The sequence below is a fragment of the Lysinibacillus sp. 10T31 genome, from assembly GCF_056394365.1.
Window position 1 is genome coordinate 26,388 of record NZ_JBFTHS010000026.1, and the last position, 18,016, is coordinate 44,403.

Consider the following 18,016-nt stretch of genomic DNA (forward strand, 5'->3'; position numbering starts at 1 on the left):
ATGACAAGTTTAGTGCGCTATCAATTTATCAATTATTTAAGGACCTATAAATATGTTCCACCTTTTTCAATTTTCATTTTATGTCTCGTTATCAACTATACCTTTACCCCAAATCCAATATTAAGTAGCTATTCGTTTACGGCTATTATTCTCTTTTTTCTAATGGGATGGTTTACAGTGACACTATTTCACGCAGAAGACGAAGGACAAAAAGTAATAACAACACTTCATGCTAAAAGCCGTACACATTATAATTTAGGAATTTTCATAATTTGTGTATTGATTGGTTTATTCTTAAGCTGTGTATCAGTAATCTACCCCACTCTAATTGGCGCCTTTGGAGAAAAACCAAGATTTATACATCAATTACTAGGATTTCTCTCTCATTTTAGTTTAGCTGTACTAGCTATCGCACTTTCAGCTATTTTTACGAGAGAACTCGTTAAAAACAAGCAAAATACTTGGTGGGGTGTACTTGCCATATTAATTGTATCTGTCGTCATCGCTACTTTAAAAGAGACAATTCTGCAGATCAAGGGACTAATTTGGCTGCTTCCCCCTGTCCGTCTTTCGCTGGAAACGATGAGTTCAGAAGACTCTATAACGTCAATACCGAACATTTTTTATTGGCGATTTGCTTGGATTTTCGTCTACTCAGCATTAGTTATCATATTGTTTTTCCTCCTATCAAATCGCAAGAGAAAATAAACTTTTTAAAGAAGGAGAGTTCTTATGGTTAAAAAAGCCAAGGTGTTAAAAATGTAAGAACAACATTTACAATAACTTTTCCTATTATGTAAATTTCTCAAGAGGATAATTTCAAAAAATTAAGAATATAAGTAATGGAAGTCAGAAAAAAATTGGAGAGTGAAGAAATGATTCACGACATAGGGGAATATGTAAAATATTTAGACGGTGTTCATAAACGAACGATACAATATACGAAGGCAATACCTAATGAACTTTTAGAATGGATGCCCTCTGAAGATAAATTTTCTTTAGGTGATTTATTGCGACATATCGCATCATCCCGTTTAATGTTTCTTGGTATATTTGAACATAGCACGTGGACTTACGCAGGACATGATACTAGTAAGGGGGCATCTCTTGAGGACATTTCAAATTATTTAGAGTCAAGCCAAGTTAAATTAACAGAGGGTCTATTGAAAATTGGCAACGATTTGTTGTCAAAAAAGGTTTTAACCCTTCATGGTCATGAAGTTAGTGCTTGGAGAATACTTATGTCAATCCCCGAACATGAAATCCATCATCGTGGACAAATCTCTACATATTTGCAAATGAACAAGATTGAACCGCCTCAAATTTTCGGATTAAAAATTGAGCAAGTAAAGACAAAATAATTTATGAAAGAGCTTTGGACATCATTTTATATCCAAAGCTTATTTTTGTCTTTATATAAAATTTCGCTATTTTATACTCACTGTTTATAAGATCTCCACCAATCTGCTTTTACGGCTGTTAATTCAGGATAAAATATGATTTTCAAATCTACAAATATGTTGTAAGAATTTATTAATAATTTAATAAGGACCTTATAATATTTCCCCTTACACTAAAAGAAATAAAATCATATGAAGGAGGTATTCTCGTGGATAAAGAGGTACTTATTCGTGCTCAAAATCAATATTTTTAATTTATTCAATACAACCTCCAACCTTTTCTTATAGTCCATCACTTTTATTCTAAAAAAGCCGAAGTTTAAAGAAGCGACAACAATACTGGTTGGGCAATTTTTCGTGCGTTAAATGATGTTGACACTATATAATAAAAGAAATTCAAACTAGACTGGATGTGATGACATGGAAACAGTTCATATTCCTCTCAATGCCGAACATATTATTAGTACCTCTAGTAAAGGCGATCAATCAAAATGGCGTATAGGCAATAAGTGGGTCAAACAAAATACACGAGGTTATGAGGGGCGAGCAGAAGTATTAGCTTCCCTCATTCTTGAATGCTCAACTCTTGATTGCTCTAAATATGTAGTCTATCAGCCATGTAACATTCAGTTGACTGACGGTGAACAATTTGAAGGCTGCTATTCACTCGACTTTCGTGGTACAAAACAGGAAGTGACACTTGAGCGCTTGTTTGAAGCAAATTTCAGTTCTACTGACCCTATTACAAATAACAAAACAATTTCTACTAAAGAAAAATTCGAACAATTAATGGCGCAGGTTGAGCAGTATACAGGACTCGTTGTACATGATCAGATTGCACAACTATTCGCTTTTGATGCCCTTATTCTAAATGAAGATCGGCATACAAATAACATTTTATTTTTATACGATCCAAAAGAAAAAACTTGGGAGCTGGCGCCTATTTTCGATAACGGGCTTAGCCTATTATCTGATGAAAAAGACTATCCACCTGGCAAACCATTAACGATTTTAAAGCGAAAGGTAAAGGCAAAACCACTGAATTCATCTTTCACAAAACAACTTGCTCTTTACGAAGGTCCTCCTTTTATTGATAAGGAGAAATTAGTAGCGTCAATCGAACAATCACCGTATGATTTTGGACGTGCTAAGAACGTATTACTTTCACAGTTGCGTAATCCAGTTTTGAAACATTTATTCATAGAAAGAAGTGAAGCTATTGATTGATTACATGACTTTTGACGTAATGTGGATGGATGACATTATTGCAAATGTTGAGTTAAAACCGACTGATGGTGGCACACCATATGTCATTAACTATATTGAAGATTTTAACAAGCAATTTTCACCGACGATGGAGGGGCATATAACCTTAGAAGAACTAGAACGTTGGCTAAAATGGAGAACCTTCCCCCCTACTAGGGTCAATGCAAAAGAATTATTGGCTTCACTAGATATGCAAGCCTATAATCGCTGGGGTATCGTGCGGAAAACACATGGTGTAATGGCAGATGATGAAATTTGGATTCGATTTAAAGGCGAAACCCTCACCCATCGGGATGTCTGCTTACGTAAGGATCTATACTATCCTGAGGAACCAAATTTTCTAGAATTTCAATAAGTTAACTTTTAAAAAAGTTGCTCAATAAAAAGAGCAACTTTTTTATTAAGGAAAATTGCCACAGGATGTGGCGCTCTTAGACTGAGTTCCTCTATTTCAGCGGATGTCTTTTGTATCGCAGGTAAAAATGTTTGGCACCCACTGAAAGAAGTTAAATTATTTGATATCTAAGAAAAAATCTTCTTCAGAAAAGACCCCAATATTATTTCTTCTTAGCAATGCAGTTGTTACGCCTGCGCCAACTAATTTTGTACCATTAAAATCCCCATTGTAAATAACTGCACTGCCACAGGATGGACTATACTCTTTTAAAATAACTTTTGTCGCACCTAGTTCGAGTGCTTTCTGTAATGTTGCATATGCGCCCTTTATATAAAGCTCCGTGACATCACGGCCAGATTTTTCAACTACTCTCGCTTTTCCATCAAGTACATCTTCACCATCTCCACCAATAATTTCAGCGGGCTCACGAGGCGTCGAAAAACCTCCCATAAGTTCAGGGCATACAGTTACGGCCTTATTTTCTAACACAAGTTTTTGTATTTTTTCATCTAAACTATCTGTTCCGTTATAACGTACCTTTAATCCTGCTAAGCAAGAACTTATCAAAATCATATGTGCACCTCGTTTATTATCAATATCGTATAAGTAAAACTTTAGCTTATTAAAAGAGTCTGTCAATAGTTTTTACATGGCTTATGTTACTTCCTTGACCTACTCTATTATCTAATATTGATTTTTTAAAACCATTTATTATTAGTAGTAGGACAACTATTTCACTGGGTTGTGCTACTATTTTATTATCTATATTTTCATATCATCGTTTAAAAAGGAGGAACAAGACTTGGTTGAATTTACAATTTGTTTTCTTAAGAAGGGTGACCAAATATTATTGCTAAATAGGGATTTTCCAGAGTGGATGGGGGCTTGGAACGGTGTAGGTGGAAAGATTGAGAAAGATGAAACTCCACTGGTTGGTGCCTTACGAGAAATTAAGGAAGAAACGGGCATTGTACTGAAGGATATTACATACAAAGGAAAAATAACATGGACTGATGGAATGACCGACTTTGGCTGTATGTATGCTTTTATTGCTGAATTGCCAGAATCCTATCATTATGTGACACCAATTAAAGTTGCAGAGGGCATTTTAGATTGGAAAGATCTATCATGGATTTTCCATCCTAAAAATGTAGGTATAGCAGATTTAAAATATTATTTACCGAAAATGCTGGATGAAACAGCCAACTATGAATACATATTTACATATAAAGATAATAAATTGATTGATGTTAAGAGTACCCCATTAGTACTTACTGTCTAAATATAACAAGCCTCGCAAACACGACAGTAGCGTTTACGAGGCTTGATTAATTATTTTCTTGGTTGCGCAAATCGCATTCTGCACATCGACCAATTCAATGTTGTTTTTTGAATTTCATCATAGATGTTCCACAGCCTATCGACTACCCGTAATTCAACATTACGTTTAAATAGTTCCTCAAATAAATTTTCTATTTCAAATTTAGCAATAGGATATTGGGGTGTTTCACTAGTATAATAACCAGCATTTTGATCCTGTAGTGTGAATTCGTGGATGTCGAACTCATATAAGTAAAGTTTCGTATTTTTCATCGTCTCAAACCACTTGCTTTCAATTACGACAACATGTCCACATGATGCTGATGCTATATAGGCTCGTTTATCCAGTTCGGTTGTATCTGCACCAATATGGTAGCAAACTCGTGGACAATTTCTTGGTGTTAAAAAATTAGGCAAGTATGTATCGTTGATTGCCCATACTAGACCTATTTCTGGATCTAAATCTAGCCGATCCGGTAATCGAGGATGGAATACTGTAATATCACTTTCCTCACTGACATGATAGATGCGCACATGTTTCCCCTCCTTATTTTCTATTAAATTCGTATATTGATTCCAGAGTTTAATCGCCTTGTTACTTACGTTACGTTTCTTGTGCACATTCATCTTTTTTCATTAACGAAAAAAGATATAGACTTATATTATTTATATCATGTAGATAGAAGCTCGCCATCTTTATGTAAAGATACAAGCCAGAAATCCCTAATCGGACTTCTGGCTTTTTTAATTTAAGGACTGGATTGAGTTTTGATAGGCAATGCATTATTTAAAGTGGCCTGTCGTTTAACAGTGATCCATCTTCCACATACCATGACAATCAATGCAAAGAATACAATGACTCCTGCAAATACAAGCGCTGCCTTGTAGCTACTATATACCGCCACAAGCTGACTCGCGATGATTGGTCCGATAATTTGTCCAAATGCATAAAACGTTGTTAACAATGATACGACTGAACCGCTTTGTGTTGGGAATAGCTGTCGTGCATAGGAGGTCGTTAACGTCACAATTCCTACAAATGTTAAGCCAAATAAAAATGACGATAATAATACGCTCCATACTGTTTGTGAAAATACTGGTAACAAGATGCCGAATACTTGCAATATGTATGCCACAAACAAAATTTTAATTGCTGAAAACTTTTCTAATAACACTGTCCAAACTGGTGCTGATGGTATGGCCGCTACCCCTACAATGACCCAGCTATACGAAGAGTATGCTTGCAGTGAGGGAATATTATGAATGATATCCACTAAAAAAGTACCAGTGATAATATAGCCTAACCCCTCAAAGCCATATGCGACGATCAACCATGGCATAAAGCCCTTTGTCATTTTTGCATCTGAGGATTTAGCGATTTTCACACTATCCTGTACATGCAAACCTCTCCAAAGTATAAATGTTATCACTAAAAAAACAGCAGATAATATTCCTAAGCCTATCCATGTACCTTGCCAAGCAAAACGTGCTTCAATAGCAGGGACTAATAAACCTGAAATAGCAATTCCTAATCCGATCCCACCAAATAAATAGCCTGACCATTTTGTAAGTGAATGCTTTGCTAAATAATCCATAATAATACTACATGTTAATACAAAAACAAGTCCCCCTGTAATGCCCGCAATCAGACGAAGTGCAAGCCAAACACTATATATTTCAATGATTCCCATAAGAACAACAGAAAGGACATTCAAAACAACACTTAACAATAAAAAGTTCTTCTTCTGGCGATTGATAAATCCTGCCCACAAAGCGCCAATGAAATAGCCAATATAATTACTCGATGCCAAAAATCCTGCAACTTCAAACGAAAACCCGACATCATGACGCATAAACGGCAAAATTGGTGTGAATGCAAAGCGGCTAATCCCCATAGCCACTACAAGTAATAGCACCCCACCAAATAAAATTCCGATGTGCTGTCGATTCATCATGTCCCACCCCCTAAAAACTTTTTGTAATTAAAAGGATACAGAGTGAAAATTAATAAATCTAATATATAATTTATATAAAAGGATAAAAAATTTTTATAAGAGGTGGGATACATAATGAATTTACATGCTCTTAGATTATTCACAAAAGTAGCTGAGCTCAATAGTGTTTCTAAGGCGGCGCAAGCTCTAATGATTAGCCAACCTGCCGTTACCATTCAAATGAGAAATTTAGAAAAAGAACTAGGCTTAACTCTTTTAGAATCAAAAGGTAGAGGAATTACCTTAACACAAAACGGAGAATTTTTATTTAAACAGGCCCAGCGATTATTTGATTTAGAATTGGATATTGAAAATAAACTGGAGCAATTAAAAAACACAGGTAATGAAGAATTACAAATTGCTTCTACCCATGTCCCATCGCATTTTTTATTACCAAAATGGCTCGCAAAGTATAAACAAGCCTATCCGACAACTAATATTCACATAAAAACTGCTAATTCCCAACAGGTTATTGAAGAATTACTTCACTATAAGGCTGATATGGCTTTTATCGTAAAAGAGGATGGTCATCATCCAGATATTAATTATCAATTTCTCATGAATCTCGATTATTGGTTTATCGTCCCATATGGTCATCCGCTGGCAGAACAGAAAGTGACATTAGCGGAATTAATGCAGCAGCCATTTGTCTCACGGGAAGATGGTAGCTCTACGAAAGAATATTTAAACGCTTTATGTAAAGTTCATAAAATCCCACCGCCAAGAGTAGGGCTACAACTGGACGGCATCAATGAATCCATTCACGCCATTGCAGCTGGCTATGGTACGATGCTAGCTCCATCCATAGCAGCTTCTAGCTTTATTCAGCGACAGCAAGTGGCACGAGTGTTTATAAAAGACATCGATATCCAGCGTCCTATTTATCTTTGCACAAGAAAAAATGAACAAAATACCTCTTCGACCTTTAATACTTTTATTAACATCATCAATGACTCAATCTCATAACAGCCTCTTTTCAAAAGTTTGAACTACACAAAATTTGTACAATAACGAATTATTGATGTGTAGTTTTTTCATTTGTACAAAATTGCAGTCAAAGATTGATTAAAATCATCTCCCCTCTAGAAAATTCTTAGTTGAGAGATGATTTTTTATTGGATAAATATTTATGTCATTATAAAAATTGTGAAAAAATGTACTTAAACTAACGCAGCAGCTTAGCTCAATAAATGGGGAAAAACTCTTTAGATTAATTTCTAAGGAGTTTTTTCGTTTATGAATTCTCATTGACTTTATAAAAAGAATAGCATAAACTGAATTAGCACTTTGAACAAAGTACTTTAATTAAAGTACTTAAAATTAAGTATTTTAAATTTAGGTACTTCATTTAAAGCAAAAACAAATAGTTAGTGAAGAAAGGATACAAATATATGAAATTTACTCAATTCTTAAAAACAAAAGGTGCAATAGCTGCTATTTTTATGGGAATTTTCTATGCTATCGCAATGCTAGGCATCTTTTTACCTGGATATTCAGCCATTCCAGGAAATGTGGACAAATTGCCAATTGCTATTGTCAATGATGATGCAGGTGAATATGGGGAAAAGATCGCCAACCAATTAGAAAAGAATTTACCGTTTAAAAATATTGAAACAGATATAACAAATAAAAAAGCCTTAGAAGGTTTAGAGAAGAATGATTTAGCGTTAGTTGTACATATTCCAGAAACGTTCTCTGCGGATATGCAAAAAGGAGAAACATCATCCAAAATCGACTTTACAATTAATGAAGCAGGAGCAACTACTGTTTCTTCTACGATGAAATCAGTAGTTATGGAAATTAACAATCAGTTAAGCACGCAATTCTCACAACAAACAGCTCAAGGCGTGTTAATGAATTTTAATGTTCCAAAAGATCAAGCTGCTGAATTAGCGAAAAAGATTGAAACAACTTATGAAGGAAACGTAATTACAATCAACAAAATACCAGCGGGTATGAATAATAATATGCTACCAATGTTCTTAACAATGGCTGGTTATACTGGTGCAATGATTGGGGCGATGCAGTTGGTATCTGCCTTTAGAGAAAGCCGTAAAAAAGCAAGTAAAAAACGTTTATTCACTTATGTACAATTGACTGCTTTAGTGATTGCAGTGGTATCCTCACTAGCTGGTACAGGGATAGCCTATTTAATTAATGAGCCAAGTGGTAGCCTATTCTTCAGTATAGTAGGACAACAAATACTAAACTATATGGTATGCTTCAACTTCACAGCAGTTTTAATATTCTTAGTTGGTGAAGGCGGAATGGTTTTAAACTTACCGATTCTATTAATTCAAACATTAGCAAATGGTGCTACAATGTCACGTCAAATGATGTATAAACTATATGAGTGGATGAGCCATATTTCTCCAATGTATTATTCCGTACAGGGATACTATGCAAAACTATTTGGAAGCATTAGTCCAAGTCCATATATCTGGTCAATGGTTGCGGTTGGGGCAATTGCAATGGCAATTAATATTCTTATCGTTACTTTCATCCATAAACCAGTGCCGTTAGAAGCTGAGGAAGCAGAAACAACAATGGGTAAAGTACAAAGTGTAGCTGAAGTTACATCTTAGTTTTGCTATAATAAGAAGACAAATTCTTCTTTAAGGAGCAGAAAGAATGTCTATTCAAATTTTTATATTAAGTAAGCTGATGGAGAATAATAATTATCCATATAAATTGAAGAAACAGCTTTCAGAGCCAATTCCATTGGATGAACTAAGTGGTTTAACAGAAAGCAAACTTTACTACCATTTTGAGTCATTAGCAAAAAAAGGTCTAATAGAGGCAATTGAAATCATTAAAGAAGAACATCGACCTGATAAACAAGTATTTGCGATTACGGATAAAGGGCGTGAAGAACTGCCTAAATTAATCTATAAATTGTTTGAAAATGCCGATGATATTACTGAAATGGTAATAGCTTTAGCAAACATCAAATATGTTGATCGTAATAAGGTAGCAGAAATATTAGAAAAAAAATTAAAAACTACTACGAATCGTTGGAATGAAGTTTCACAATTTGACAGTCAGATTATGATAGACGAAAATAACGAGAAATTTGTAAAGTTTATGGTAGGTTATTTTTCAACTAAAGTAGAACACAAGATTTATTGGCTTGAGGAGTTAATTAAACAGATTAAGCAAGAGGAAATTTAATAAAATTTTAATTTAAAAACCCAGTTTTCATTAATTTTGAGAAAACTGGGTTTTTTTATTTACATATTGAACTAATCATTTGTGAAAAAGTCTACTTAAACTCACGGGGAGCTTTAGCGTTCTAAAATAATCAATCTTTATTATAAAAATGAATAGAGACAAACAGATAAAACCTCGTATTTTGATCAAACTTTGTTCAAAATACGAGGTTTTATTTAATCAAGAAACTGAGGGTTGCTAGCAAATTTTAATCAATCTTTTTTCAAAAGTGACAGCTTCGATAACGCTCCAGGCCAACAGATGTTTTTTGCGCAAAAGCGTAGTGCTAACGTAGCGACAGCAACAACCTGTTTTTTCTGTGCGAAAGCGTAGCGGCAGCGGCAAAAGGGTTTTATCTGCGCGAAAGCGAAGCGGCAGCGGCAACAACACGATGTTGGTCCGGAGGCTTGATCACAGGGATGGTTTTAGCCTTCGTTCCTCTATCGCTAATTCCCAAGGAGTCATCCGTCCCCCACTCCAATCAACTGCATGACATACGTTTTACAAATATCCTCCTAACTTTTAGCAGTGATTCATCTTAATGCTTGTAAAAGCTGTAAAAAAATAGTGAAATCCATTCAAAAAACCTGCAACATCTTTATTAATATTCGCTTTTTTGTAGACGAAACAGTTTTTATGACCTATAATAATCCATACATTCATCAATACACGAACATTAAGTTGGTTTTTATGACTGAATATACGTTAATTTTCAAAGGAACAGCTTTTTCAAGTAAGTCTCCTACTGAAGTACAAATTTTAAAGGATTATTTATTCTTCATTAATGCTGACGGGATGATTGAGAAAACAGTTGCTCCTGAGCATCCAGATTATCAAAATCTGCTAACTACATATCAGCATCAAGAAAATTTCCATCAATTAACTGACGGACAATATTTCCTACCAGGCTTTGTCGATTTGCATGTACATGCACCGCAATGGGCACAAGCTGGAACTGCATTAGATATTCCACTTTATGACTGGCTGAACACATACACCTTCCCTATCGAATCCAAATTCTCCGATTTAGAGTTTGCACAAGAGGTCTATGAAGATTTAGTAAGTAATCTTCTTGCAAACGGAACGACTACATCGCTCTATTTTGCAACTGTCCATAAAGAAGCAAGCCTGCTATTAGCGAAAATTTGTGCTGAAAAAGGGCAACGAGGTCTAGTTGGGAAAGTTGTGATGGATGATCCTGAACAAAATCCAGACTTTTATCGAGATGCAAATACTCAGACTGCACTAAAAGATACAGAAGAATTTATTTTAGCTGTGAAGGAATTAGCCAAATCAACGAAACAAGGTGTTTATCCAGTTGTAACACCACGATTTATTCCAAGCTGTACAGATGATGCTTTAAAAGGTTTAGGAGAATTAGCTGCTAAATACAATACACATATCCAGTCACATTGTAGTGAAAGCGATTGGGAGCATGGCTACGTACAGGAACGATTTAAGAAAAATGATGCCTTTGCCTTACATGATTTTGGTCTATTAGGTGATAAATCTGTAATGGCACATTGCAATTTCTTAAATGATGATGATGCCCAGCTATTTGCTGAAACAGGCACAGCCATTGGTCATTGTCCAATTTCTAATGCTTATTTTGCAAATAGCGTCATTCCAATTGCCCGCTTCCATGCAAAAGGCGTAGATATCGGATTAGGGTCAGATATCTCTGGCGGTTTCTCACCTAGTCTATTTGATAATGCTAGACAAGCAGTCATGTCATCTAGAATGCTAGAAGACGGTGTCGATACATCTCTTCCTGCTGAAAAACGAGGTGTCCCAAATTCACGTATTACGATTAATGAAGCATTTTATTTAGCAACAGCAGGTGGCGGAGAAAGCTTAAGCCTACCAATTGGTCGATTACAAGAAAACTACACGTGGGATGTACAAATCATCGATACTAACATACCTTCTGCAAAACTTCCTATTTTTGATAGCAAGGAAGATTTACAGGATATCTTCCAAAAAATTATGTATCTTGTGCGCCCTGAAAATATCCGTGAAATTTGGGTACAAGGAAATATGGTTCACGCTAGAGCATAAATAAAAATTCTAAATTTACAATTTTGAGGTGTACATCTTAGTGGAAACGCAACATAACAAATTAGCTAACGATAAAATAAAAACTCAGCAGTTAACAGTTTTACCAGATGAAAAGGTATCACTCGGTCAATCCACCCTACTTGGTTTACAGCACGTCATGGCGATGGATGTCTACGTAGTACCTTTCTTAATTGCCATGTTAATCGGTCTACAATCAGGCCAATCAAGCGCATTGATTCAATCGACCTTCATTGCGGCCGGGATTGCAACGATTATTCAAACTCACTTTTGCATGAAGTTACCGATAGCACAAGGTCCTTCATACGTTCCAATCGGTGCCATTGTAGGTATTTATACAGCAAGTGGTAGTGGAGATCTTGGTTGGAGCACTGTGCTAGGTGCAAGTTTAGTCGGCGCCATCTTAGTTATTATTTTAGGTTTTACAGGTATATTCAATAAAATCGTGAAAACATTCATTCCACCAATTGTCGGAGGGACAATTATCTTTGTGGTCGGCCTTTCATTAATGCCTGTAGGTTTAAGTAATAACATTTTTAATGCGGCAGGTGCATCTATTAACCAAAACATCTATTTAGCTCTAATTTCAGCTACCGTTCTTATCGTTTGCGTTATGCTAGGTGCAGTCTTTCATAAAAAAGGTCGCGTATTTCGTATCACTTCAGTAATCATTGCTTTAATCGCAGGTAGTATTGCCGCGGATATTATGGGTGTCTTAGATTTATCAGCAGTATCTCAAGCAAAATGGTTTAGTATGCCTCATATTCCATTTGCAGATTTCGGCTTTACATTCAATTTTTCAGCCATCATTACAATGGTTATTATTTATATCGTCTTAATGGCAGAAACTACAGGTACGTGGTTTGCAGTGAGTAACGTCATCGATAAACCATTAACTGATAAACAAATTAATCGCGGTGTGATTGGCGAAGGAATTGGTTGTTTCATCGCATCATTACTAGGCTCAACTCCTGTCACTGGCTATTCAACAAATGCAGGTGTGATATCGATTACAGGTATCGCAAGCCGCCGTGTTTTTATTGCTGCCGGTTTTTGGTTTATTTTATTCGGCTTCTCTGGTAAACTAGCTGCTCTTATTTCTGCTATTCCTTCAGCAGTTATCGGTGGTGTATTCGTTATCGTTTGTGGCATTATTGCCATCAGTGGTTTACAAGTAATGAAAAATGAACGCATCGGTGAAAAAGAAATGTATGTAATCTCAGTACCGGTGATTTTAACATTAGCCTTAACATTACTTCCTAAAGATTTCTTATACTCATTACCAACAACAATTCAATACTTATTCGGCTCTCCAATAGCAACAGCTGCTATAGTAGCCATATTGTTAAACAAAGTATTACCAAGTGTGAAATAGCTTTTTAACTAAAATGCACAATACTCCTACTCTATTAGGAAATTGTGCATTTTCTTATATCAATTATGCCTGGGCAAAATTGCGTCCGGAATTGGCTTTGTGCTTAGGCCTGCGTGATGCAGGTCAGTTAGCCGTTATCGCATGGATGCGATGAACTTAGGCTAACATCCTATGTGAACTCCTTTCCTATTCCGTGACATCCGCCGGAGACTTAAACTTCTTTCAACGGTGCTTAGAGACCCGTTGAAAGAAGTTTAAATATTTTCTGAAATTTCTGTCCAAGCTTCTTTTATTTTGTTATACTAGAGTAAAAAAGTAGGGATTAAAATGATTTACGATGTGATTGTAATTGGTGCAGGATCGATGGGGATGGCAGCGGGCTATCATTTAGCAAAAGCAGGAAAAAATGTCTTGATGATTGATGCCTTTAATCCTCCTCACGAAGAAGGTAGTCATCATGGGGAAACACGAATTATTCGCTTTGCGTATGGTGAAGGTGCTAGCTATGTACCTTTTGTCAAAAGAGCAGGTGAATTATGGAGAGAGCTTGAAACGTTAACGGATGAAGCTTTATTCTTACAAACAGGGGTAATAAATGTCGGTGAAGAGACCCATACTTTTATACAAAATGTAAAAACTAGTGGAAAGCTCTATGATTTAGCAATAGAGCAGTATACTGCAGCTGAGGCAATGGAGAAATGGCCTGGATTATCCTTACCTGAAAACTTTGTTGCTTGCTTTGAGCCTACTGCTGGTGTCCTTCGTGTAGAAGCCTGCATTCGCGCTTATAAAAAATTAGCTCTTGAAGCAGGGGCAACCTTACATACAAATGAAAAAGTGCAGAACATCAAAGCTGGAGAAACTGTCCGTGTCCAAACAGCAAATAATATTTTCGAAGCTAAACATTTAATTGTGACAGCTGGTGCTTGGGCAACTGAGTTACTACAAACAATGGACATCGCCATCCCTGTAACACCGACGCGAAAAACATTTGCATGGTTTGAGGCTGATGAGCAGCTTTATCGTGAAGATTTTTTCCCGGCCTATTGTTTTGAATTTGCTGATTCCGCATACTATGGTTTTCCAAGTATTGATGGAGCAGGTCTGAAGCTTGGCAGACATGATGGCGGCGAGACTATCAATCCAAACGAATCGCTACGCCCATTTGACGAACAGGATGCAATAGATTTACAAAATTTCATCAATCGTTTTATGCCTCAGCACGGTGCATTGAAATTCGGAAAAACATGCAAATATTCGATGACTCCAGATGAAGATTTCATTATTGATTTTTTACCTGAGCATCAAAATATAATCATTGCAGCGGGCTTCTCAGGACATGGTTTTAAATTTAGTAGTGCAGTTGGTGAGGTATTAGCTGATTTAACTCTTAATGGGAAGAGTAAACAGGATTTATCTCTCTTTAAGCTAAGTCGTTTTACGAAATAAAAAAACCATCAAAGGAATTTGTCTCAATAGTTAGTGAGACAAATTCCTTTTTCTTAAAAACTAGATAAACGGAGCTATAGAAGCAAAAAAACTGCTGTTGTAAAATCTAAGTCACTTTAATCTTTCTACATTACATAATAACCCTCTCAATTATCTACAATTTGTACACCCTTCTCTTTTAATTACCTTGAAATAATCCGTTTTCAGTATATAAAACACTCCCCCTTTAAATCTATGTATGGATTGTATCCCTTTCTTGGCCAAAATTGGATATAATGCATTATAAATAACATTTTATAAAAAATAGTCCATTTGAATTAAGGGAGGGTAATAAGTTGATAAATATTTTAGTAGTGGACAATCATGAAGCGGTTGGAGAAGGTATAAAATTATTATTAGAACAAGAGGTAGATTTCCTTGTCACAGTTGTAAGAACTGGTGAGGAAACTTTGAATGCCCTCTCCCAACAAACATTTGAAATATTATTATTTGATGTAAACATGCCCTTTTTAAATGATCAAGGATTAGTAAAAAAAGTGGAACAATTAAATGCTGAAGCAATTAAAATTATCTACACAGGCTACGACATTGAACCTTTTTTCAATATTTTAATAGAATCAAATGTTGCTAGCTTTGTTAGCAAAACAGCCTCTAAGGAAAATCTTATTATGGCAATACGCTCCTCTTTAGATGGAAATGCCATGATTCCAGTGAAATTATTACGACAAATAAAACTAGTAGAAAGCCAAAAGAACAACATGGAAATAATGAATCAATACATTCAATATGACCTTCTAAAAAATGAACTAGCAGTGCTTAAATTAGTGGCCATTGGAAAAACAAATAAAGAAATAGCAGAAAATTTAGTTGTCAGTTTACGTACAGTCGAATATCGTTTAACAAAGATTTTCAAAAAACTACAAGTACAATCAAGAAAAGAAGCTGTTGAAAAAATTAAAAAAATAGGATTGTTATAAAAATAAATAATCGAATGGTCAACTGACTCTCTATTCATAAAACCGAAAAAATACAGTGCTAACCGTCAAAAATCTTGTGGTCATATTGTGGTCATGAAGTTACAATACCACGATAGAATGAATATAAGTCATTGGTAAAATTCTGGTTTATATTTGCCTAATTAATAAAAAATATACCACCACTTTATTTCGGACTTTGTTCTTACTTAGTTAGCTAATAAATTATTAGTTTGGGGTACCAAAAGTTTGTCATGCATATAGAAAAAAATCCATAACTAGAATGGATGTGATACTATTGCTCCGTAAGCTTATAGCGATTGGATTAGCTATGTTTCTTACATTGGTAATTCAAAAAATTCTAAGTAATATCGGAATATTAAACAACAACTCTTTACCTTTAGACTTTTTAAGTTATGTAGTAATATTTTTCATAGTATATGCATTACTTGACATTAAAAATTTATATACCCTTATTTCGCGGAGAGAGTAGTGTGAACTACTCTCTTATTTATGATTAAAGTTAGTTGATACTTGATCCAATACGCTAGAAAGTTATGTCTATCCCCAATATGCCAAAGAACGTTTCTTCATTGCTTCTCGGTATTGCTCTGTGGAGATTGGCAATGCTTTATTTGTTTCATAATCCATAATGACACCATATTTACGAACAACATCCATTTGATTAATTTCACCGTTGTTATACATCTGCTCAACTTCTATTGGATCTGTTTCCAGCCAACTATGGCGATTTTTGCGAATATAATCGCGTTCTTTTAATGTTGCAGCCACATCAATTTCGAAGGCATCCATATCGCGGTCAATTTCATTGATAACTACGCCATAATCAAGCTTTGCACGCTCAATCGAAACATATTCATCAATTACGTCCTCTAAAACAGCGTTTACATCTCGAGCTAATGGGTCACCTAAACCACCTCCTCCTGCTGAAGGCCGTGTAAAGGAATCCCCTTTCTTCAATTCGACATTGGAGAAGATCGTACCTAAAAATTGTTCATCCTCTTTGTTTGGGTTTAAAATAGCCCCCTGTGCGATGGAAGGTAAGCCGCCCATAATCCCCCATGTAATGGAGCGAGAACGATCACAGCAATAGGACATCACTGTTTGGTTGACATCCGTTAAAACGCCTCCCTTTTCTACACCACAACCACCACGATATTTACCTGGACCAGCTGAATCTATAATGATTTCATGTTTCGTTGTAACAACTGGTGACAAACGCTCTTGCCCTTCGCATGGTTGAACACTCAACCCTACCCCGAACACCGGCGAGGTAGTATTCGCACCATCACGGTCAATACGTCCGCCATGACCACCTGCCATCCAGTCATACCACATAAAATATTCACTACTATCTCTCCGTTGATCATACCCACCTATTAATAAATACTCTAAATTAAATGAACATGCGATAGCGCGTTCCGGCATAATATTTGACCATAATTCAAAGCAGGCATTCATAATTTTTTCAAATGCGCCTGAACAATAGCCAGAGACAGCTACTGGGCTAGGTGCGTTGACGACAGAGTTTTCAGGAAGAAATATTTTCACAACACGATAAAATCCTGAGTTCAGCGGAATATCTGGGAAAAATGTTTTGGTTCCTGCATAAGTACCAGAAAGCGCTGAGCCAAAGCCTGCATTTAAAAAACAGCTAATATAAGGATGTGAATCGCTTAAATCATAAGCTATTTCATCCTCCGTAATGGTCATTTTCACACGAATTGGGATAAGTCCATCTCCTAATTGTGGATCCATATCGATATAGTCCACCGTTTCCCATTGTCCTTTTGGTAAAGCTTTAATTTTCGCTCGCATTAATCGTTCTACATAATTTTGGACTTCCTCAAAAGCTACTAGCACCGTTTGAATGCCGTACTTTTCTATCATTTCTTTTAGTTGTTTCTCTCCTACTTTCGCAGCTTCTACTTGAGACCGTAAATCTCCAATACGTTCTTCCGGGATACGCATATTCATGACAATAATCTTCACAACATCAGTTAAATATTGACCTTTACTATAAATGCGGACAGGTGGGATACGTAAACCTTCCCCGTAATGTTCTTTAGCTGTAATATCAAAGGAACCTGGGTTAGAGCCACCAACATCTGCCCAGTGACCATTTGTTTGCATAAGTGCAATTAGTTTATCATCATGGAATACTGGTAAAATTACACGTACATCACTGAAATGTGTTCCCCCACGATAAGGATCATTTACTAAAAATACATCACCTGGGTGAATGTCATCAGCGAAATCCTCTAAGACAGCTTTTGCAGTTAAATGCAATGTCCCTACATGTACAGAAATATCTTGCGTACCTTGCATAACGGTATTCCCCTGTGCATCGCATAATGCACAGCTGAAGTCTCGATTATAAATAACAAACGAATAGCATGTACGCAGCATTTGTTCAGCCATTTGATCGACTAAATTCACAAAGCCGTTTTTTAACACTTCAAATGTTACTGGGTCTAGATTTTGGACCTTTTGATTTGTCTCCAATTTCGTTGTACTCAAAGCCATTTCCTCCT

16 protein-coding genes are annotated in these 18,016 nt (G+C 35.9%); 12 read left to right on the forward strand and 4 right to left on the reverse strand.

What is annotated here, in order from left to right; translation table 11 throughout:
• The 4 genes from AC1DCY_RS15955 to AC1DCY_RS15970 all read left to right on the forward strand — a co-directional run bounded on the left by AC1DCY_RS15955 (position 1) and on the right by AC1DCY_RS15970 (position 3,021).
• Positions 1 to 708: an ABC transporter permease gene (locus AC1DCY_RS15955; RefSeq protein WP_477351666.1), complete on the forward strand. Its 708-nt coding sequence runs from the start codon at positions 1 to 3 to the stop codon at positions 706 to 708.
• Positions 709 to 842: 134 nt separating this feature from the next.
• Positions 843 to 1,361: a DinB family protein gene (locus AC1DCY_RS15960; protein WP_477351667.1), complete on the forward strand. Its 519-nt coding sequence runs from the start codon at positions 843 to 845 to the stop codon at positions 1,359 to 1,361.
• Positions 1,362 to 1,820: 459 nt separating this feature from the next.
• Positions 1,821 to 2,627 (forward strand): hypothetical protein, encoded by an 807-nt coding sequence (locus tag AC1DCY_RS15965; protein WP_477351668.1) that lies wholly within the window; start codon positions 1,821 to 1,823, stop codon positions 2,625 to 2,627.
• Positions 2,620 to 3,021: a hypothetical protein gene (locus tag AC1DCY_RS15970; RefSeq protein ID WP_477351669.1), complete on the forward strand. Its 402-nt coding sequence runs from the start codon at positions 2,620 to 2,622 to the stop codon at positions 3,019 to 3,021. The genes AC1DCY_RS15965 and AC1DCY_RS15970 overlap by 8 nt, the downstream gene beginning before the upstream one ends.
• 156 nt (positions 3,022 to 3,177) lie before the next feature.
• On the opposite strand, the gene AC1DCY_RS15975 is transcribed toward AC1DCY_RS15970, so the two are convergent.
• Positions 3,178 to 3,636, reverse strand: coding sequence for a 2-thiouracil desulfurase family protein (locus AC1DCY_RS15975; RefSeq protein WP_477351670.1), 459 nt, complete (start codon positions 3,634 to 3,636; stop codon positions 3,178 to 3,180).
• 229 nt (positions 3,637 to 3,865) lie between these two features.
• Between AC1DCY_RS15975 and AC1DCY_RS15980 the strand changes: the two genes are divergently transcribed.
• A complete protein-coding gene (locus AC1DCY_RS15980) occupies positions 3,866 to 4,345 on the forward strand; it encodes an NUDIX hydrolase (RefSeq protein WP_477351672.1) in 480 nt (159 codons plus the stop codon).
• 50 nt (positions 4,346 to 4,395) lie between these two features.
• Here AC1DCY_RS15980 and AC1DCY_RS15985 read toward each other — a convergent pair whose 3' ends face one another.
• Both AC1DCY_RS15985 and AC1DCY_RS15990 read right to left on the reverse strand, forming a co-directional pair.
• On the reverse strand, positions 4,396 to 4,917 hold the full coding sequence (locus AC1DCY_RS15985) for a DUF6886 family protein (RefSeq protein ID WP_477351673.1): 522 nt from the start codon (positions 4,915 to 4,917) through the stop codon (positions 4,396 to 4,398).
• A gap of 215 nt (positions 4,918 to 5,132) precedes the next feature.
• A complete protein-coding gene (locus tag AC1DCY_RS15990) occupies positions 5,133 to 6,335 on the reverse strand; it encodes a YbfB/YjiJ family MFS transporter (protein WP_477351734.1) in 1,203 nt (400 codons plus the stop codon).
• A 117-nt stretch (positions 6,336 to 6,452) separates the two neighbouring features.
• On the opposite strand from AC1DCY_RS15990, the gene AC1DCY_RS15995 reads away from it, so the two are divergent.
• The 7 genes from AC1DCY_RS15995 to AC1DCY_RS16025 all read left to right on the forward strand — a co-directional run bounded on the left by AC1DCY_RS15995 (position 6,453) and on the right by AC1DCY_RS16025 (position 15,464).
• Complete coding sequence (locus AC1DCY_RS15995) at positions 6,453 to 7,343, forward strand: LysR family transcriptional regulator (RefSeq protein ID WP_477351674.1); 891 nt, start codon at positions 6,453 to 6,455, stop codon at positions 7,341 to 7,343.
• A gap of 425 nt (positions 7,344 to 7,768) precedes the next feature.
• Positions 7,769 to 8,962, forward strand: a complete 1,194-nt coding sequence (locus AC1DCY_RS16000) for a YhgE/Pip domain-containing protein (protein WP_477351675.1) — start codon at positions 7,769 to 7,771, stop codon at positions 8,960 to 8,962.
• Positions 8,963 to 9,008: 46 nt separating this feature from the next.
• Positions 9,009 to 9,548 carry a PadR family transcriptional regulator gene (locus tag AC1DCY_RS16005; RefSeq protein ID WP_477351676.1) on the forward strand — a complete coding sequence of 180 codons (540 nt, stop codon included), beginning with the start codon at positions 9,009 to 9,011 and terminating at the stop codon, positions 9,546 to 9,548.
• A gap of 729 nt (positions 9,549 to 10,277) precedes the next feature.
• Complete coding sequence (gene guaD, locus AC1DCY_RS16010) at positions 10,278 to 11,645, forward strand: guanine deaminase (protein ID WP_477351678.1); 1,368 nt, start codon at positions 10,278 to 10,280, stop codon at positions 11,643 to 11,645.
• Between the two features lie 40 nt (positions 11,646 to 11,685).
• A complete protein-coding gene (locus AC1DCY_RS16015) occupies positions 11,686 to 13,038 on the forward strand; it encodes a uracil-xanthine permease family protein (protein WP_477351680.1) in 1,353 nt (450 codons plus the stop codon).
• 327 nt (positions 13,039 to 13,365) lie between these two features.
• Positions 13,366 to 14,487 (forward strand): N-methyl-L-tryptophan oxidase, encoded by a 1,122-nt coding sequence (solA, locus tag AC1DCY_RS16020; protein WP_477351682.1) that lies wholly within the window; start codon positions 13,366 to 13,368, stop codon positions 14,485 to 14,487.
• A 335-nt stretch (positions 14,488 to 14,822) separates the two neighbouring features.
• Positions 14,823 to 15,464 carry a response regulator transcription factor gene (locus tag AC1DCY_RS16025; RefSeq protein WP_477351684.1) on the forward strand — a complete coding sequence of 214 codons (642 nt, stop codon included), beginning with the start codon at positions 14,823 to 14,825 and terminating at the stop codon, positions 15,462 to 15,464.
• A gap of 558 nt (positions 15,465 to 16,022) precedes the next feature.
• On the opposite strand, the gene AC1DCY_RS16030 is transcribed toward AC1DCY_RS16025, so the two are convergent.
• Complete coding sequence (locus AC1DCY_RS16030; RefSeq protein ID WP_477351686.1) at positions 16,023 to 18,002, reverse strand: hydantoinase B/oxoprolinase family protein; 1,980 nt, start codon at positions 18,000 to 18,002, stop codon at positions 16,023 to 16,025.
• Positions 18,003 to 18,016 lie beyond the last annotated feature (14 nt).